The organism is Gordonia liuliyuniae (genome assembly GCF_021739025.1).
Classification (GTDB): domain Bacteria; phylum Actinomycetota; class Actinomycetes; order Mycobacteriales; family Mycobacteriaceae; genus Gordonia; species Gordonia liuliyuniae.
Window position 1 is genome coordinate 36,338 of the sequence record NZ_JAKKOT010000009.1, and the last position, 18,473, is coordinate 54,810.

At 68.2% G+C, this 18,473-nt stretch carries 15 protein-coding genes; 5 read left to right on the top strand and 10 right to left on the bottom strand.

Annotated elements, in window-relative coordinates; all coding sequences use genetic code 11:
- Positions 1-2: 2 nt before the first annotated feature.
- The 6 genes from L5G28_RS18630 to L5G28_RS18655 form a co-directional block, all read right to left on the bottom strand.
- Complete coding sequence (locus tag L5G28_RS18630; protein ID WP_237002831.1) at positions 3-1,004, bottom strand: enoyl-CoA hydratase/isomerase family protein; 1,002 nt, start codon at positions 1,002-1,004, stop codon at positions 3-5.
- Between the two features lie 15 nt (positions 1,005-1,019).
- Positions 1,020-2,867, bottom strand: coding sequence for an ABC-F family ATP-binding cassette domain-containing protein (locus tag L5G28_RS18635; RefSeq protein ID WP_237002832.1), 1,848 nt, complete (start codon positions 2,865-2,867; stop codon positions 1,020-1,022).
- Positions 2,868-2,942: 75 nt separating this feature from the next.
- Positions 2,943-3,866: a 4-(cytidine 5'-diphospho)-2-C-methyl-D-erythritol kinase gene (locus L5G28_RS18640; RefSeq protein ID WP_237002833.1), complete on the bottom strand. Its 924-nt coding sequence runs from the start codon at positions 3,864-3,866 to the stop codon at positions 2,943-2,945.
- Positions 3,863-4,729 (bottom strand): 16S rRNA (adenine(1518)-N(6)/adenine(1519)-N(6))-dimethyltransferase RsmA, encoded by an 867-nt coding sequence (gene rsmA, locus L5G28_RS18645; RefSeq protein ID WP_237002834.1) that lies wholly within the window; start codon positions 4,727-4,729, stop codon positions 3,863-3,865. The genes L5G28_RS18640 and rsmA overlap by 4 nt, the downstream gene beginning before the upstream one ends.
- A gap of 17 nt (positions 4,730-4,746) precedes the next feature.
- Positions 4,747-5,823, bottom strand: coding sequence for a resuscitation-promoting factor (locus L5G28_RS18650; protein ID WP_237002835.1), 1,077 nt, complete (start codon positions 5,821-5,823; stop codon positions 4,747-4,749).
- Between the two features lie 92 nt (positions 5,824-5,915).
- The gene (locus L5G28_RS18655) at positions 5,916-6,767 is read right to left on the bottom strand and encodes a TatD family hydrolase (protein WP_372477257.1); all 852 of its coding nucleotides are present in this window, start codon (positions 6,765-6,767) and stop codon (positions 5,916-5,918) included.
- A 123-nt stretch (positions 6,768-6,890) separates the two neighbouring features.
- Here L5G28_RS18655 and L5G28_RS18660 point away from each other — a divergent pair, with 123 nt between their 5' ends.
- The 4 genes from L5G28_RS18660 to L5G28_RS18675 all read left to right on the top strand — a co-directional run bounded on the left by L5G28_RS18660 (position 6,891) and on the right by L5G28_RS18675 (position 12,830).
- On the top strand, positions 6,891-7,595 hold the full coding sequence (locus L5G28_RS18660) for an HAD family hydrolase (protein WP_237002837.1): 705 nt from the start codon (positions 6,891-6,893) through the stop codon (positions 7,593-7,595).
- Positions 7,596-7,683: 88 nt separating this feature from the next.
- Positions 7,684-10,056, top strand: coding sequence for a glycoside hydrolase family 65 protein (locus L5G28_RS18665; RefSeq protein ID WP_237002889.1), 2,373 nt, complete (start codon positions 7,684-7,686; stop codon positions 10,054-10,056).
- A gap of 16 nt (positions 10,057-10,072) precedes the next feature.
- Positions 10,073-11,638, top strand: a complete 1,566-nt coding sequence (gene metG / locus L5G28_RS18670) for a methionine--tRNA ligase (RefSeq protein WP_237002838.1) — start codon at positions 10,073-10,075, stop codon at positions 11,636-11,638.
- Between the two features lie 16 nt (positions 11,639-11,654).
- Positions 11,655-12,830 (top strand): aminodeoxychorismate synthase component I, encoded by a 1,176-nt coding sequence (locus tag L5G28_RS18675; RefSeq protein WP_237002839.1) that lies wholly within the window; start codon positions 11,655-11,657, stop codon positions 12,828-12,830.
- On the opposite strand, the gene L5G28_RS18680 is transcribed toward L5G28_RS18675, so the two are convergent.
- The 3 genes from L5G28_RS18680 to L5G28_RS18690 all read right to left on the bottom strand — a co-directional run bounded on the left by L5G28_RS18680 (position 12,810) and on the right by L5G28_RS18690 (position 15,454).
- A complete protein-coding gene (locus tag L5G28_RS18680; protein ID WP_237002840.1) occupies positions 12,810-13,832 on the bottom strand; it encodes a tellurite resistance/C4-dicarboxylate transporter family protein in 1,023 nt (340 codons plus the stop codon). The genes L5G28_RS18675 and L5G28_RS18680 overlap by 21 nt on opposite strands.
- A gap of 53 nt (positions 13,833-13,885) precedes the next feature.
- Positions 13,886-14,689, bottom strand: coding sequence for a 16S rRNA (cytidine(1402)-2'-O)-methyltransferase (gene rsmI / locus L5G28_RS18685; protein WP_237002890.1), 804 nt, complete (start codon positions 14,687-14,689; stop codon positions 13,886-13,888).
- Positions 14,690-14,842: 153 nt separating this feature from the next.
- Positions 14,843-15,454, bottom strand: coding sequence for a TetR/AcrR family transcriptional regulator (locus L5G28_RS18690; protein WP_236999100.1), 612 nt, complete (start codon positions 15,452-15,454; stop codon positions 14,843-14,845).
- A gap of 188 nt (positions 15,455-15,642) precedes the next feature.
- On the opposite strand from L5G28_RS18690, the gene L5G28_RS18695 reads away from it, so the two are divergent.
- Positions 15,643-17,220 (top strand): dolichyl-phosphate-mannose--protein mannosyltransferase, encoded by a 1,578-nt coding sequence (locus tag L5G28_RS18695; RefSeq protein WP_372477258.1) that lies wholly within the window; start codon positions 15,643-15,645, stop codon positions 17,218-17,220.
- Here the strand turns inward: L5G28_RS18695 and L5G28_RS18700 are convergent.
- The gene (locus L5G28_RS18700; RefSeq protein WP_237002841.1) at positions 17,168-18,400 is read right to left on the bottom strand and encodes an MFS transporter; all 1,233 of its coding nucleotides are present in this window, start codon (positions 18,398-18,400) and stop codon (positions 17,168-17,170) included. The two genes, L5G28_RS18695 and L5G28_RS18700, sit on opposite strands and share 53 nt — an antisense overlap.
- Between the last annotated feature and the right edge of the window lie 73 nt (positions 18,401-18,473).

Consider the following 18,473-nt stretch of genomic DNA (forward strand, 5'->3'; position numbering starts at 1 on the left):
CTCTACTCGTTGACGAGGGCCACGATGGACTCGGCGGACACCTCTTCGATGGTCGGGGGGACGAAGGACGGGTCCCGGTCCTTGTCGACGAGGACCGCGCGGACGCCTTCGGCGAAGTCGGGGTGGGCGGTGATCTTCTCCGCGGTCGACAGTTCGCGCTCCAGGCATTCGGCGAGCGACGACGCCTCGCCGAGTTCGAGGAGTCGTGCGGTGACGAACAGGCTCGTCGGCGACGCCGACCCCAGGAGGATCAACATCTCCTCGGCCCACTCGTCGCCAACCGCGCCGCGCAAGCCGCCGACCACACCGTCGACGCTGACGTCGCCGAAGTAGTCGGCGATCTTCCGGAGCGGCAACGTCGACTCGACCGGATCCCGGTGCTCGGCGAGAGCCTCCGCGAGTCCTGCGCCCGACCGGATGGTGTCCGCGACGACGCCTAGATCGTCAGACGGCACATAGTGCGTGGCGAGGCCAACTGCGACGGCGTCCGCGCCACGCAGCCGCGCACCGGTCAGGCCGAGCCACATGCCCACGCCTGCGGGTAGCCGCGACAAGAAGTAGGTGGCGCCCACGTCCGGAAAGAAGCCGATGGCTGTCTCCGGCATGGCGATCATCGCCTTCTCGGTGACGATGCGGATCTCGCCGTGCACACTGATACCGAGGCCGCCGCCCATCGCGGCGCCGTCGATGAGCGCGACGTACGGCTTCGGGTATTCGGCGATCAACTGGTTGACGCGGTACTCGCTCGCGAAATACTTGGTGACGGCGGCGGCATCGCCCGCGAGCGCGCTGTCACGGATCGCGCGGATGTCGCCGCCCGCACAGAACGCGCGGTCACTCGCCGACGTGACGAGAACCGTCTCGACGGCATCGTCGTCCCCCCACCCGACGAGAGTCTCGTGCAGGTCGTCGATCATCGTCTGGTCGAGCGCGTTGAGCGCTTTCGGGCGGTCGAGGACGATCTCGCCGACGCCGTTGCTCACCGAGGTACGGATGTAAGACATGGCCACAACGCTACGTCAGCCGACGATCTCCGAGAGTTCCAGCCAGCGCTCTTCGAGTTCCTCGGTCTCGGCCTGCGCGGCCCGCAGCTTCTCGGTGAGTTCACCGAGCCCGGTGTAGTCGCCCTGATCGTGTGCGGCCATCTGATCATGCAGCGTGGCGACCTGCGCCGACAGCTTCGTCATCTTGCGTTCGACGGCGTTGAACTCCTTGCGTGCCGCCTGGTGCTCGGCCGCCGACATGGTGACGTCGGACGACGACTGATCAGCCGAGGTCGTCTTGTGCGCTTTCGCCGTGGACTTCGTCGACTTCTGCGCGTCCACTGCCCGCCGCTCGAGGTACTGGTCGATTCCGCGCGGCAGGTTCGTCAGCTCGCCGTCGCCGAACAGCGCCCACGTCGAGTCGCAGATCCGCTCCACCAGGTACCGGTCGTGGCTGATCACCACGAGCGTGCCCGCCCATGAGTCGAGGAGGTCCTCGACTTGCTGGAGGGTGTCGATGTCGAGGTCATTGGTCGGCTCGTCGAGCAGCAGCACGTTCGGCTCGCCCATCAGGACGACGGTGAGTTGGAGTCGACGTCGCTCGCCGCCGGACAGGTCGCCGACGGGCGTGCGCTGTCGAGCAGGCGAGAACCCGAGACGCTCGGCGAGCTGACTCGCCGACAGCTCCTTGTCGCCCAACATGATGTGGCCTGCCACGTTCTCGACGACGTCGAGCACGCGCAGCGACTCGTCGAGATCGTCGAGTTCCTGCCGGAGCCAGCCGATGGAGACCGTCTTGCCTTCGATGCGTTTGCCCGGATCGACGGGGACGTCGCCCGCGAGGGCACGCAGCAGCGTCGTCTTGCCGGAGCCGTTGACACCGACCAGCCCGATCCGCTCCCCCGGCGCCAACCGCCACGTCGTGTCCGCCAGCAGCACGCGGCCTGGCTCACCGTCCGAGGACGGCGCCCGCAGCTGCGCATGCTCCAACTCGATCGCGACCCGTCCGAGGCGTCGTTTCGCGAACGCCGACAACGCGACGCTGTCACGCGGCGGCGGGACGTCCGAGATCAGCTTCTCGGCGGCCTCCACCCGATACTTGGGCTTCGAGGTGCGGGCGGGTGCGCCACGACGCAGCCAGGCGAGCTCCTTGCGCGCCAGGTTGCGGCGGCGTTCCTCGGCCGCGTCGGCCTGGCGGACGCGTTCGGCACGGGCGAAGACCCAGTCGTTGTAGCCGCCCTCGTACTCGTCGACGCGGCCGGAGTGGACCTCCCAGGTGCGGGTCGCGACGGTGTCGAGGAACCAGCGGTCGTGCGTCACGACGATCAGCGCACTGCTCCGTTTCGTCAGGTGCTCGGCCAGCCAGTAGACCCCTTCGATGTCGAGGTGGTTGGTCGGTTCGTCGAGGATCAGCAGGTCGGCTTCGGTCACCAGGGCTGCCGCCAACGCGGTGCGACGCCGCTGTCCGCCGGACAGTTCGCTCACCCTGCGGTCGAGCAGGCCGTCGACGCCGATGCCTTCGATGATCCCGCGGATCCGGGCGTCCGATGCCCACTCGTGTTCGGCCACTCCCACGCCGACGACGACGTCGGCGACGGTGCGGTCGGCGGGCATCTCGCCGCGCTGGGTGACCGTGGCGACGACGGCCCCACCGACGCGGGACACCCGTCCGTCGTCGGGTTCGGTGATCCCGGCGAGGATTTCCAGCAGCGTTGTCTTACCGCCGCCGTTGAGTCCGACGACGCCGATCCGTTCGCCCTCGTGGACGCCGACGCTCACCTCGTCGAGCAACGGTTTGATGCCGAAGCTCTTACTGATCTTCTCCGCAGTGACCAGCGAGGTGTTGGTGCCGTTGTTGACCGAGGCCATGTACTCCCGTTTCATGTGTGTCGGATCCGTGTGCGCCAGAACCGCCCTGTGTGTCCGGTATCCCCTGTGTCCTGTGTGTCCTGTGTGAGGTCAGTGCCCGTCGACCGGCACCAACCGCGCTCCGGCCACCGGTCCCGATGCGGTCCGGACCGCTTTGGCCACGCCCGAGCCGGACAGTTCCGCGGCGACGCGGACCGCGGCGTCGAGGTCCGCGCACAGGAACGCGCAGGTGGGTCCCGAACCTGAGACGATGCCCGCCAAGGCTCCGGCCTCACGGCCGGCCCGCAGCGTCCTGCGCAGCAGCGGCTGCAGCGACAGTGCGGCCGGCTGCAGATCATTGTGGAGCAACGGGGCCACCTCGTGCACATCACCGGATGCGATGGCGACCATCAGATCGTCGGGCCGAGTCGTCAACGCGTCCGTCGGGCGGTCGCCGTCGGCTCGCAGCCGGTCGAGTTCTCGGTAGACGTCGGGCGTCGCGAGCCCGGTCCCCGACACCGCGAGCACCCAGTGGAACTCGCCGCGGTGCAGTACCGGCAGCAACTGTTCCCCGCGCCCGGTGCCGAGCGCCGTCCCGCCGGTCAGCGAGAACGGAACGTCCGAGCCGAGCGTCGCCGCGATGTCGAGCAGTTCGGTGCGCGGTAGATCGACCCGCCACAGCCGAGCCGCGGCGACCAGGGCGCCGGCCGCATCGGCCGAACCGCCAGCCATGCCGCCCGCTACGGGAATGTGCTTGTCGATGGCGATCGTGACGTTCGGCGCGCGGCCGATCCGCTCGCCCAGAGCGATCACGGCCTTCGCCGCGAGGTTCGAGGCGTCCGCCGGGACCGCTCGGCGGTTGTCGCCGGTCACGGTGACACTCAAGGCGTCCGCCGGGCGCACAGTCACATCGTCGTACATGCCGAGCGCGCAGAACAGTGTCGCAAGTTCGTGGAATCCGTCGTCTCGGAGCGGGCCCACGCCCAGGTGCAGGTTGATCTTCGCGGGGACCCGTGCGGTTGCGCCGCCGATCATGACGGTTCGCAGCGCGCTGCGGATTCGGCGAGCCGGACGAAGTCGTCGACGGCGAGCCGTTCTCCGCGGATCTGCGGGTCGATGTCGGCGGCGCGGAGGAGCTCTTCGGCGCGCGCCGGGCTGCCGGCCCAGGTCGCCAACGCCGACCGCATGGTCTTGCGTCGTTGGGCGAACGCCGCGTCGATCGCTGCGAAGGTGAGACGGCGGTGCTCCGGGTCGAGTCCGAACCGGTCGGTCCGTTCGATCCGGACGAGGCCCGACTCGATCTTCGGCTCCGGCCAGAACACATGCTTGCCGATCGAACCCGCGCGCGAGACGTCGCCGTAATACCTGGCTTTGACGCTCGGCACCCCGTAGATGCGGCCGCCCGGGGTGGCCGCCAACCGGTCGGCAACCTCGGCCTGCACCATGACGAGCGCGGTCCGCAGAGTCGGGAACTTCGCCATCAGATTCAGCAGGACGGGAACGGCGACGTTGTACGGCAGGTTCGCCACCAGCGCTGTCGGCGCGACCGGCAGGTCTGCTGGTTCGACGGTGAGCGCGTCGGCGGTCACGACATCGAACGCGTCCGCCTGGTCGGGCGCGTACTCGCCGATGGTCTGAGGCAGACGTGCCGCCAGCTTCGGATCGATCTCCACGGCCACCACGCGGCCCGCTGCACCGAGTAGCGCGAGAGTCAGCGAACCCAGACCCGGCCCGACCTCGAGGACGACGTCGTCGGCGCCGACACCGGACGACGACGCGATGCGGCGCACCGTGTTCGCGTCATGGACGAAGTTCTGTCCGAGAGTCTTCGTGGGTCGGACGTCCAGGTCCGCGGCCAATGCGCGGATCTCGGCCGGACCGAGGAGTCGGGGAGGCATAGCCCCCAGGATAGGCGTCAGCGCATCCCCAGCTGCGACGTGCACGACGGCCACGCTCCCCAGCCCTGTGCGGCCTGGGTCTTCTTGGCGATCGCGATCTGCTCTTCGCGGGTCGCCAGGTCGGCACGCGGCGCGTACTCCTGCCCGCCCCAGCGGTCCCAGGTGTTCTGGTCGAACTGGATGCCTCCGTAGAAGCCGTTTCCACTGTTGATCGCCCAGTTGCCGGTCGACTCGCACTGGGCGAGACGATCCCAGACGCCGTACGGGACGTGCGGTGCACCCGGCTTGGTCCCGACTCGAACCGTGCTGGGCGTCGGCTTCTCCAAGACCTGCTCGGAAAGCTTGACCTTCTTGGTGACCTTGCCGTTTCGCGTGGTGACCTGGTATGTCACCTTCGCTTTACCGGGCTTGCCCTTCTTGACGACCTCGCGCTTGCCGGTGGTCAGTTCGGGGTCCTTCTGCTCGATCTCCGGGGACTTGACGTCCTCGTCGACCGTGACGTCCTCGGTGCGGATACGGGTCACCTTGATGACCATGTCCTTGCTGACCGGGGTGCCCGCGGCAGGAACCACCTTGTCCGTGGGTGAGAGCGGATTACCCGACGCGTCCAACAGGTCGGCGACGGTCTTCGCGGCGATCGTCGGCCGCGAGACGTCGGTGCCGTCGCGTAGGACGACACGCTTGGGAAGGATCACGTCGAGGTCGCCGCCTTCGACCGGAAGCGGGGAGTCGAGGCTGCCGTCGACGGCGCTGGCGCTCAGGCCCTGTTCGGCGAGCACCTCGCGAACATCCGACGCGTTGGTCGTCACGGTCTCCGGCTTGCCGTCGATGAGCAGGGTGACCTGCTTGAGGCGATCGACCTGGATCGTCTGCCCGTCACTCAGCGAACTCGAAAGCGGTGCGCTGATCAGGTCACCGCTCACCGGCTCAACGCCGTTGTCGCTCAGGACGTCTTCGACGGAGAACGCCATGGTCTGCACCGTGGTCTTCTCGCCGTCGACGGCGAGGGTCACCTCGCGGTGCATGACGGCGCCGGTGATGGCACCGGCCGCCACAGTGGAGGCGACTGCGGCCACCGCGAGGCGGGCACGCATGGAAGTAGACGCGTTGATACGTGTGAAAACAGACAAGGCTCATTCATCCTGACGGGTTCCGGGATCACGATACGGTAACGAACCGGGTGTGGTTACCGCAACGTAACCGCGTAAGCGCGTCTCGTGTTCGCCGTCAGGACGGCAGCCATCTCCTCGTCGTCGAGCCCCTTCACCGACGCCAGAGCACGCGCCGTGTACGGGAGGCAATACGACTGATTTGGCTGGCCACGGTAGGGATGCGGGGTCAGGAAGGGGGCGTCGGTCTCCACCAACATCCGCTCTGCCGGGGTGATGTCGGCTGCGGCACGCAATTCGTCGGAGTTGTTGAATGTCACAGTCCCGGAAAAGCTCAAGTAGTAGTTGCGATCGACGCATTCGGCGGCGATGCGGCGGTCTCCGGAGAAGCAGTGCATGACGACGGTGTCCGGGCTGCCCTCCGCGGCCAGCACGTCCAACAGATCCCGGTCGGCGTCGCGGTTGTGGATCATCAGCGCCTTGCCGGTGCGTTTGGCGAGGTCGATGTGCCAGGCGAACGCATCCCGTTGCGTCGCCGGATCGGCACAGTCGTCCGACCGCGTCGTCCAGTAGTAGTCGAGCCCCGTCTCGCCGACCGCGACCACCCGCTCGTCGACGACCATCTCCTCGAGTTCGGCGCGGGCCGCGTCGTCGAGGTCGGCCGCATGCGTCGGATGCAGGCCGACGGCGGCGAACGCCCGCGGGTCCCAGTGCGCGGCCGCGACCGCCCACCGCGCGTCGACCATGTCGTCGGCGACGGTCACCACGTGCGAGACGCCGACCGCTTCCGCGTGGTCGAGGATCGCGCGGACGTCCTCGGCGGTGCGACCGCCGCACGCCGCAAGATGCGTGTGCGCGTCGATCAGGGAGGGCAGCGGCGCCGGGTCGGGCGGGGGCGTCTTGCGGCGATCCTTCTTGCTGGAACTCACACGCCCACTGTGCCGCATCGGTCCACGCACTCGTCCGCGACGTCCGGTTTCGGGCCGATTACATATCGATGAACCAGCCGCGCCCGCGCGCATCACGCACGGCAGAGCGGTAGCGTCGTAGCGGTGCTGGGCCTACCTGACGACATCACCGTCGCACTCTTCGACCTGGACGGCGTTCTGACGACGACCGCCGTCCTTCACAAGGCCGCGTGGAGGAACGCCTTCGACGCATTCCTCGCCGAGCGCGGCGACCAGTCGGGGCCGTTCACCGACCGCGACTACCTCGACTTCGTCGACGGCCGGCCGCGCCTGGACGGGGTCCGCAGTTTCCTGCGCTCGCGCGGTATCACCGTCGACGACGCGACCGCGGGCGCGATCGCTGAGGCCAAGAACGCCGAGTTCACGGCGGTCCTGGACCGCGACGGCGTCACCGCCTACCCGGGTTCGGTGCGCTATCTGACCGCGGCGCGCGCGGCCGGGCTGCGGATCGCGGTGGTCACGTCCTCGCGCAACGGCGAGAAGGTCCTCGCCGCGGCGGGGCTGGCCGAGTTCGTCGAACACCGAGTGGACGGGAACACGATCGTCGCCGAGAAGCTGGCGGGCAAACCCGCCCCCGACTCATACCTGCGCGGCGCGCAGCTGATGGAGGTGCACCCCGACCGCGCCGCTGTCTTCGAAGACGCGATCTCCGGTGTCGCCGCCGGTGCGGCCGGTTCGTTCGGTTACGTGGTCGGCATCGACCGGGTGGGCGGCGACCAGGCCCAGTCGATGCGCGCCGCCGGTGCATCTATCGTCGTGACAGACCTCGACGACCTCCTGCAGAGCTGAAGGATTCTCGCCAGTGACGGACCCGATTACCGCCGACCTCGCGCACACCACGCACGGCGACACCTCGAGCCACCCCGACACACTGCACGTGCCGACCCACGGGACGCGTCCCGACCACGGGTTCGACGTGCACCCGTGGGAACTGCGGTGGCGCGGCTTCGACATCGACACCATCGGACGCACCGAAGCCCTCTTCGCTCTCTCGAACGGCCACATCGGCTTGCGCGGAACGTTCGAGGAGGGCGAACCGGTCGATGTTCCGGGGACCTATCTGAACGGCTTCTACGAGTTGCGCGATCTGCCGTACGCGGAGAGCGGTTACGGGTACCCGGAGTCGGGCCAGACCGTCGTCAACGTCACCGACGGCAAGATCCTCCGACTCCTCGTCGAAGACGAGCCGATGGACCTGCGGTACGGCAGCACCGTGCAACACGAGCGGGTGCTGGACTTCCGGACCGGCACCCTCAAACGGGAGACGTTGTGGACGTCGCCGACCGGACGCACGGTCCGGATCCGTTCCGAACGTCTCGTGTCGTTCACCAAACGCACCGTCGCCGCGATCCGCTACGAGGTCGAGCCGATCGGCGAGGACATGAAGCTGGTGCTTCAGTCCGACCTCCTCGCGAACGAGCCGATCGGCGGCCCCGGCGGCAAGTCGGCCGCCGACGACCCGCGCCTGGCCGCCGCGCTCGACAATCCGCTGGTCGCCGACCTCGCCGACTGCGAGGACTACTCGGCGGTCCTGGTGCACCACACGAAGCGATCGGGGCTGTCTGTCGCGGCCGCGATGGACCACGAGATCGAACTGCCCTCCTCCGGCGACACCTCGGTCCGCGCCGACGGCGACCTCGCCCGACTCACCGTCGCAGCGACCGTCCCGCAGGGCTCGAAGATCGTCGTCACCAAGTTCCTCGGCTACGGCTGGTCCGCGCGCCGCAGCGTCCCCGCGCTCCGCGCCCAGGTGGACGCCGCCATCGCGATGGGTCGCGAGACCGGCTGGGAGGCTCTCAAAGCCGAGCAGATCGCGTACCTCGACGACTTCTGGGCAGACGCCGACATCGAGATCGACGGCGACTCCGAGATGCAGCAGGCGATCCGGTTCTCGCTGTTCCACGTCTTGCAGGCCGGTGCCCGCGGCCAGTCGCGTGCGATCCCCGCCAAGGGCCTGACCGGCCCGGGGTACGACGGCCACACCTTCTGGGACACCGAGACGTTCATCCTGCCGATGCTGACGTACACGGTTCCCGCGGCAGCCGGCGAGGAACTCCGGTGGCGTCACGGCACCATGTACAAGGCGAAGGCGCGCGCCGCCGAACTCGGTGAGACGGGTGCGATGTTCCCGTGGCGTTCCATCAACGGCGACGAGTGTTCGGGCTATTGGCCTGCCGGCACCGCGGGAGTCCATGTGTCGGCCGACATCGCGAACGCGACCGCCCGCTACATCCGCGCGACCGGTGACGAGGCGTTCGAGGTCGAGTGCGGCGTCGAACTGCTCGTCGAGATCGCACGGTTCTTCACCGGACTGGGCCACCACGACGCCAACGGCCGTTTCCGCATCGACGGGATCACCGGACCCGACGAGTACACGGCGATCGTCAACAACAACCTGTTCACCAATCTCGCCGCACAGCAGGCGTTGCGCGACGCGGTGACCTCCGTCGGCAGACATCCCAGCGTCGCCCGTGAACTCGACGTCACCAGCGCCGAGCGAGCGCTGTGGACCTCGTGCGCCGACGACATGGTGATCCCGTACGACGAGTCGCTCGGCGTCCACCAGCAGTCGGAGGCGTTCACGCTCCTGGCCCTCTGGGACTTCGAACGCTCTCGCGGCAGGTATCCGCTGCTGTTGAATTACCCGTACTACGACCTGTATCGCAAGCAGGTCGTGAAACAGGCCGACCTCGTGTTCGCGATGTACCTGTTCGGCGACCGGTTCACGCCCGCGCAGAAACTCGCGAACTTCGACTACTACTATCCGATCACCGTCCGCGACTCGTCGCTGTCGGCGTGCTGTGAGGCCGTCACGGCCGCCGAGGTCGGCTACCTCGACCTCGCGTACGACCTGATGAGCGAATCGGTCTTCACCGATCTCCACGACCTCCACTCGAACGTCTCGTCGGGACTTCACATCGCGGCGCTGGCTGGCGCGTGGACCGACTGCGTCGCCGGTTTCGGCGGTATGCGCGACTTCGGCGGGACCATCACGTTCGCTCCGCGCCTGCCCCGCCAGCTCACGTACATGAGCTTTCGCATGATGATCCGCGAATCGCGGATCGTCGTCGCCGTCGACCGCTCGTCGGCGACGTACCGCTTGATGTCAGGGCCGACGATCGAACTGGCGCACCACGGGGAACGTTTCGTGCTCGGCGACACACCGGTCCGCAAACCGATCTCGCCGCCGGCGGCGCAGCATCCGCCCGCCGCTCCCCCAGGGTGCGAACCGTACCGCCGGTCGCTCTGACTATCCTGGGACCACTATGGTCAACGCTTCCGCCGCAGCGACATCCCCTGCTGACGCCCCGCCGTTCTACATCACCACCGCGATCGCGTACCCGAACGGCGCCCCGCACATCGGACACGCCTACGAGTTCATCTCGGCGGACGTGCTCGCCCGGTTCAAGGCCCTCGACGGCTACGACGTGCGGTTCCAGTCGGGCACCGACGAGCACGGCCAGAAGATGCAGCAGACAGCGCAGGCCGAAGGCGTGTCGACAGCGGACCTCGCGCGCCGCAACTCCGACCGCTTCGAGTCGCTGCACGCCGCGCTCGGCACCGATCTGAGTCGGTTCATCCGCACCACCGACACCGATCACCATCGTGCATCGGAGGAGATCTGGAAGCGGATGGAGGCGGCGGGCGACATCTACCTCGACTCGTACGCCGGCTGGTATGACGTACGCGACGAGGCGTTCTTCACCGCGGACGAGACGAGCGTCGACGCCGACGGCGATCGGATCGCCACCGAGAACGGCCACAAGCTGACGTGGACCGAAGAACAGACCTACTTCTTCCGGCTGTCCAAGTACAGCGAGCCGCTGCTCGAGTTGTACCGCGACAACCCCGGTTTCATCGGGCCGGACTCGCGGCGCAACGAGGTCACCCGATTCGTCGAGGGCGGGCTCAACGATCTGTCGATCTCACGCACCACGTTCGACTGGGGCGTCAAGGTGCCGGGCAATCCCGACCACGTCATGTACGTGTGGGTTGACGCGTTGACGAACTACTTGACCGGGGTCGGCTTTCCGGACGATCCGGCGACGCTGGAGCGCTATTGGCCCGCCGACCTGCACATCATCGGCAAGGACATCATCCGGTTCCACTGCGTGTACTGGCCTGCGTTCCTGATGAGCGCCGACATCCCGGTGCCCAAGCGGGTGTTCGCGCACGGCTTCTTGAACAACAAAGGCGAGAAGATGAGCAAGTCGATCGGCAACGTCGTCGACCCGCACACGCTCATCGACGAGTTCGGGCTCGATCCGGTCCGCTACTTCTTCCTCCGCGAGGTCTCCTACGGGCAGGACGGCTCGTACTCGGCCGACGCGATCGTCTCGCGCAAGAACGCCGACCTCGCGAACGAGTACGGCAACCTCGCGCAGCGCACCCTGTCGATGGTCGGCAAGTACTTCGAGTCGACGATCCCGCAGCCGGGCGACCTCACCGCCGACGACCAGGCTCTGCTCGACGCCGCCGACGGACTGCTCGACCGCGTCCGCGCACAATTCGACGTGCAGGCGATCCACCTCGGCCTCGAAGCCCTGTGGTCGGTGTTGGCTGACGCGAACCGCTACATCTCGGCGCAGGAGCCGTGGAAACTCGCCAAGACCGACCTCGACCGCACCGGGACCGTCCTCTACGTGTGCGCCGAGGTAGTCCGCATCGTGACGCTGCTGACGCAGCCCGCCATGCCGTCGTCCACCGCGACCCTGCTCGACTTCCTCGCCGTCGACGCCGACGCGCGCACCTTCGCCGCCGTCGCTGATCGGTTGACCCCGGGCACCGCCCTGCCGAAGCCGAGCCCGGTGTTCCCCCGCCACGAGGTGTAGACGGCGCTTGGCGATCGTGGCGACCGTTCCGACCCCCGTCGAGCTCGTGCAGGCCCTGCACGCACGCGCCGTGCGTGAACACCTGCCACCGCCCGCCGCTCTCGTCGGCCGGTGGCTCGACGCGGACGCGGTGATCGCACCGTCGATCGATGTACGGCCGGGCGTCGCACCGCCGGATCTGCCCGACCGCTTCTGGCTGGGTGCGATCTCGTATGCACCGCCCGGGCAGACCCCCGACGTGGTCGGCGGGCTCTGCAGCGGTCTCCTCGTGTTGCGCGACGACGCGTGGGCGTGGGAGTCAGTCGACGGGTCGGCGTGCCCGCCGTGGGTGCTCCAGACCCTGTCGGACCTCTCCCCGCTTCCCCGTCGGTCCGGGTCGTGGTCGGCGACGTGGTCGCCGCCCGACAAGAGACCGCACGTGGATGCCGTCGCCCGGTGTCTCGACGCGATCGCCGACGGCGAGGTCTATCAGGCATGCGTCTGTACCCGGTTCACCGGCGTGCTCGACGGCGACCCGCTCGCATTCTTCTGCGACGTCGCGGCGTCGAGCCGGCCTGCGAAAGCCGCGTGGCTATCCGGCGCGTGGGGGTCGATCGCGAGCTTCTCCCCCGAACAGTTTCTGGACCGGCGGGACGGCGAGGTCTCGTCATCGCCGATCAAAGGGACGGTGCCCGCACACGTCGACCCGTCGGTGCTGTCCGTGTCGGCGAAGGACACCGCAGAGAACGTGATGATCGTCGACCTCGTCCGCAACGACCTGGGCCGCGTCGCGAGGACGGGATCAGTGCGGGTGCCCGACCTACTGTCGGTGGTCCCCGCTCCAGGCCTCTGGCATCTGGTGTCGACGGTGCGCGCCACACTCGCGCCCGCGATCGGCAACGACGCACTGCTGGCGGCGACGTGGCCTCCCGCGTCGGTGACCGGGACGCCGAAGATCCGAGCCGCCGAACTGTTGGCCGACTGGGAGGAACACGAGCGCGGCGTCTACTGCGGCGGCATCGGCGTCGCAGGCCCCGACGGCCTGCTCGACCTGTCGGTGGCCATCCGGACTGTCGCCGTCGGGCCGGACGGCGCGCTGACGCTCGGTGTCGGCGGCGGCATCACCGCAGACTCCGATCCGGACGCGGAATGGCAGGAGTGCCTGGACAAGGCGGCGTCGATCGTCGACGCGCTACCGGTCACCCCGCACTAGCAGCCGTCCCTGCGTCCAGACCATCGCGACGAAGGTGACGCCCCACGCAATGGACGCGATCCAGATTTCGACGTGACCGATGCCGTTGACGATCGGCAGGTCGTGCGCCGTGCCGAGGGCGCGGCTGGCCACCCCGTACATACCGAGCGGGAAGATGATGGTCCACAGGCTCACCTCGTAGCGCAGGGGGACGCGGTGGACGACATGTCGCCAGTAACCTGCAACGAGGAGTGCGGGCACCAGCCAGGTGCCGAACGCCCAGAGGATGAACGTGGACGCACTCACGGTGGTGCCGACGACGTCGACGAGCGGGACTTTCGTCATCTTCTCGACGTGTGTCCCGGCGACCACCGAGATCGCTGTCGCCCCCATCGCCACCCAGTACGCGCCGGACACGTCCGCGGGAGACGGGCGTGCGATCAGAAGCCGGGCGGCGACCAGGACGGCCACCGCGATGTACAGGACCACCCCGATCGACCAGCACGAGACCGCGAGCAGCGCGAACTCGGTCCGGAGGCCGACCTTCGGCTGCAGGCTGGCCGCGAGGATCGCGACGGCCTGGGTCGCGACCACCCAGACGAACCAACTGCCGTCGGCACGGCGCATCGGAGCCTCGTCGCCGCGCGCGGCGAACGCGATGGCCGGGAGCGCGTAACCGAGCACGAACCAACTCACCGCGGTGATACCGAGCGCGACCTCGGCGACGCCGAGGCGACCATCCAAGAGGAGCCTGGTCCCGATCACTCCGGTGCCCGCGACGAATGTGAAGAATCCGAACGTGCGCGTCGGCGACCGCAGATCGGTGGCGACCGCGTCCCGGTACCGCGCGAACCGGACCAGGCTCGCGACGACCAAGACCGCGTACGCGACGACGCCGATCCACAGGAGCGCGGCCGACACCAGGTCCCAACCCTGCACGTTCATCGCGATCGAGACGATCCCGGTCGCCATCACCATCGCGAAACAGGCGGGGTTCAACCCGCGGATCATCTTCTCCAGCATGGTCAATGATTACCGTGTCATCGACGGTATGCACGGTTTATTCGGATTACTCGTCACTCGCGTGCGGCCACCACAGCCTCGTACACGTCGCGCTTGGAGAATCCGGTTCCCGCCGACACGTCGGCGCAGGCATTCTTCAACCGGGCCCCGCCGTCGACAAGGGCACGCGCCCGCGCGACGAGGTCGTCGATCGTCGCCGACTCGTCGACGGCTGCGGCGCCCGCGACGACGACGGTGATCTCCCCCTTCACCCCGTCGGCAGCCCACTCGGCGAGCTCGCCGAGTCCGCCGCGTCGAACCTCCTCGTACGTCTTGGTCAGTTCCCGGCACACCGCGGCGCGACGGTCCGCGCCCAGCACGTGCGCGGCATCGCCGAGCGTCTGCGCCAGCCGGTGCGGCGACTCGAAGAACACGACGGTTCGCTGATCGGCGCGCAGGGTCGCCAACCAGGCGTGTCGGGCGCCGGACTTGCGCGGGGCGAAACCGTCGAACGCGAACCGTTCGGATGGCATCGCCGACAGGGCTAGCGCGGTGGTCACCGCGGACGGCCCCGGGAGGCAGGTGATGCGCAGCCCGGCGTCGGCGCACGCCACCACGACGCGGTAGCCGGGATCGCTCACCGACGGCATGCCCGCGTCAGTCACCAGCAACACGGTGGCCCCGGCCTCGATCTCGTCGACGAGCTTCGGTGCGCGCACCGCTTCGACCTGGTCGTAATAGCTGACGACGCGGCCGCTGATCTGGACGCCGAGCGACGACGCGAGCGCCTTGGTGCGACGCGTGTCCTCGGCGGCCACGATGTCGGCGGTCGCGAGGGCATCCCGCAGCCGCGTCGACGCATCGTCGGGCCGCCCCATCGGAGTACCCGCCAGAATCAACACGCCCGCACCGTCGTCGCTCACGACGTCCAGGCTACGGCTCGACGGCAGGGGCTTGTCTCCGACGGCAGGGGCTTGTCTCCGACGGCAGGGGTTTGTCTCCGACGGCAGGGGGTCACCTCCGGCGGCAGGTCATCGCAGATAGCCGAGGATCAACGTCACTGCGCTCTCGACGACTGCGTTCACCCGTTCGCGAGATCCGGTGCCGAGCCAGCACAGGGTGATGCCGTCCGACAACGCGATCACCGTCGGCGCGAGTTCGGCTGTCGGCTGACTCCACGAGCGACCGCCGATCCGCGCCGACTCGTCGAGCACTCGCGCCGCGACGTCGTAGTAGCCGTCGTAGAGCCGCTCGGCGAGATACTCGAGTCCGGGGGTGCGCCGGGCGTACAACGCGAGACCGATCAGCACCTGTTGGCGGGCGGGCTCGGTGATGGCGTTCTCGGCGAACGCGAGCAGGCCTGCACGCACGAGGTCTTCCATCGGTGTGTCGCCGACCGGAGCGTCGGCCAGCGTCTCCAACCATTCGTTCATGGAGTCGAGTTCCTGGGCGACCCCGTGCTCGACGACTGCGGCCAACAGTTCGTCCCGCGAGGCGAATGCGTAGAAGATGCTCGACTGCCCCATGTTCGCCTCGGTTGCGATGCGGCGCGTCGTCGCCGCTTCGACGCCGTCCGCGGCAATCACGCGCAGTGTTGCGGCGATCGCCGCTTCGCGTCGCTCTTCCAGGCTGAGCCGTGCCATTCGGGCTACCTCTAATCTCGTCGTCGTCTCCACGATGCGTTCGCACCGGCCGGGACCGGTGTGCAAGTCATCTAAGCGTACGGTGTGCCGCCGACGCCGAATCGAGTTCTATACCGAACGGCACGGCTCTGCGTCGCAATGAGATTCAGCCGATAATGGGTCGAACTGACATGCCCTAGCATGTGTGTGTGACGACTGCCGCCCCTGCTGCCGACCCCGAGAGCTCGGACGTCCGGCCGCACACCGAGGATCTGGGTACCAGCCCCGGTCGTGCGGTCCCCACGCCGATCTTCGGCGCGTCCGATCGCCTGCGCGGCACGATCGTCGGAGTCGTCATCACCCTGATCGCCGTCGCCACCCGATTGTGGGATCTCACCCATCCGACGGATGGCGGGACACCGGTCTTCGACGAGAAGCACTACGTCCCTCAGGGTTGGCAGGTCTTGACCGGCGGCGACTGGATCGAAGACAACCCCGGATACGGTCTGGTGGTGCACCCGCCGGTCGGCAAGTGGATGCTTGCGGTCGGCGAGTGGATGTTCGGGTACGGACCGATGGGCTGGCGGGTCATGTCGGCGGTGTCGGGCATCGTCATCGTCCTCGCCGTGTACCTGACCGTGCGACGGCTGGCGCGTTCCACACTGGTCGGCGCACTCGCCGGCGTGTTCGCGATCTGCGACGGCGTCCTGTTCGTGCAGTCCCGGATGGGCATGCTCGACATCTTCCAAGCGTTGTTCGTGGTGCTCGCGTTCGCCGCGATCATCGCCGACCGCGACCAGATGCGGGCCCGCATGCACCGGGTGTGGTCGCAGGGCCGGATCGACGATTCCCCGTTCGGCCCACGTCTGGGTTTCCGCTGGTACCGGTTCACGGCGGGAGTGATGCTCGGCCTGGCGTGCGGCACCAAATGGTCGGGCCTCTACTTCGTCGTCTTCTTCACGCTCCTGTCGCTCGGATTCGACGTCGCGGCACGCCGGGCCTACCACGTGAAGCGACCGTGGGTCGGGGTGCTGCGTCGCGATCTGATTCCGTCGGGCGTCTCGCTGGCACTGATGCCGATCGCCATCTACCTCGCGAGCTTCGCGACGTGGTTCGCGTCGGAGACGTCGGTCTACCGCTATGTGGTCGGCTCCGAGGTCGGCACCGGCGGGACCTTCGCGTGGGTGCCCGCGGTGTTCCGTTCACTCTGGTATTACGAGTCGGGCATCCTCGAGTTCCATGCGGGGCTGACGAATTCGGCTGGCAACCACCATCCGTGGGAATCGAAACCGTGGACGTGGCCGATGAGTCTGCGGCCGATGCTGTACGCGATCGACTACGGGCCGGACCAGTGCGGCGGCGGCGACTGCGTACGGGCGCAGATGCTCATCGGCACGCCCGCCCTGTGGTGGTTGGCGTTCCCGATGATCGCGTGGGCGATCTGGCGGATCGTGTCTCGTCGGGACTGGCGGTACGCCGCAGTGCTCGTCGGCTACGCGGCCGCGATCGTGCCGTGGTTCGGCGACCTCGACCGTCAGATGTACTTCTTCTACGCGACAGTGATGGCCCCGTTCCTGGTGATGGGGCTGGCTCTGTGCTGCGGGGACGTTCTCGCGTGGGGCGCGCGGAGCAGACGGTCGGACCGGAAGACGATCGCCGTCCTGTCGGTCGCGGTCTTCGCCGCTCTGGTGATCGCGAACTTCGTGTGGCTGTGGCCGATCTTGACCGGCGCGCCTATCTCGAACGTCGAGTGGGGTCGTCAGATGTGGTTGCCGAGTTGGTCCTGACGGGCAGGTCGCGAGCGGCGTCGCCCGCCACGAGCCACAGGACGAGCGCGACGACCACGATGCCGCCGGTCACCGCGAACGCCGGACCGTAGCCCCACCGGTCGGCGATCAGACCGGCGATGAGCGGGCCGCTGACCGCGCCCAGATCGGATGCCATCCCGTAGGCCGCCAACGCCGATCCGCCCCGTTCGCGTTTGGCGAGAAGATCGCCGAGTGCCGCTTGATGTGTCGGCGCGAACAGACCCGATCCGATTCCGGACACGGCGGTCAACGCGAGCACGACCCAGATGTTGGGTGACCAGCCGAGCACGATCGTGGACGCGGCGGCGATGATCAGCCCGGGGATCATGACGGGGCGTCGCCCGAACCGGTCCGACAGTCGACCGGAGACGATGATCGCGACGATGTTTCCCGCGGCGTAACAGGCCAGGACGATGCCCGCCCAGCCTGCGGATTCGCCGAGCCCCTGTTCGACGAACAGCGGGACCACTGCCACTCGAACACCCATGGACGCCCAGCCCTGGGCGAAGTTGGATGCGAGGATCGCCCGGTACTCGGCCCACCGCAGCGCCTCGACGAAGCCCGCGGCGGGCAGCGGAGCGTGCGCGCCCGGTTCGGTCCGCGGTTCGGGTGCGGGCGGCATCGCGGTCGCGACGACCGCTGCCGCGATGAGCAGCGCGATCGCATAGACGACGAACGGCATGCGGAGCCCGAAGTCGACGAGGGCCGCTCCGACGAGCGGTCCGGCGAGGTTGCCGACGAGGAAGCCAGCCGAGTAGTAGCCCGAGGCCCGGCCGCGAATCGCCTGTGGCGCGAGGCGGATGAGCAGTGCCATCGCCGACACCGAGAACATCGTCGACCCGATGCCGCCAGCGGCGCGGAACACCAGCAGCTGCCAGTAGGTCTGCGCGAACGCGCACGCCAGAGTGCTCAGCGCCACGACCATGAGGCCGGTCAGGTAGATCCGCCGCTCCCCCAGCTTGGTGACGAGGCGGCCGGTGGCGGGCGCGAACGCCAACCGCATCATCGCGAACGCGGATACGACGAGGGTCGCGGCGGTGATGCCGACGCCGAAGTCGCTGGCGAAGATCGGAAGGGCTGGCGCGATGAGCCCGTAGCCGAGCGCGATGACGACATTGGCCGCCAGCAGGACCCATAGTCCGCGTGGGAGTTGTTTCATTCCTCGACTTCGGACGACGCCGTCACCGACCGTCGCATGGTGCGGCGGAGTTCATCAGACACGCTGTAGACAG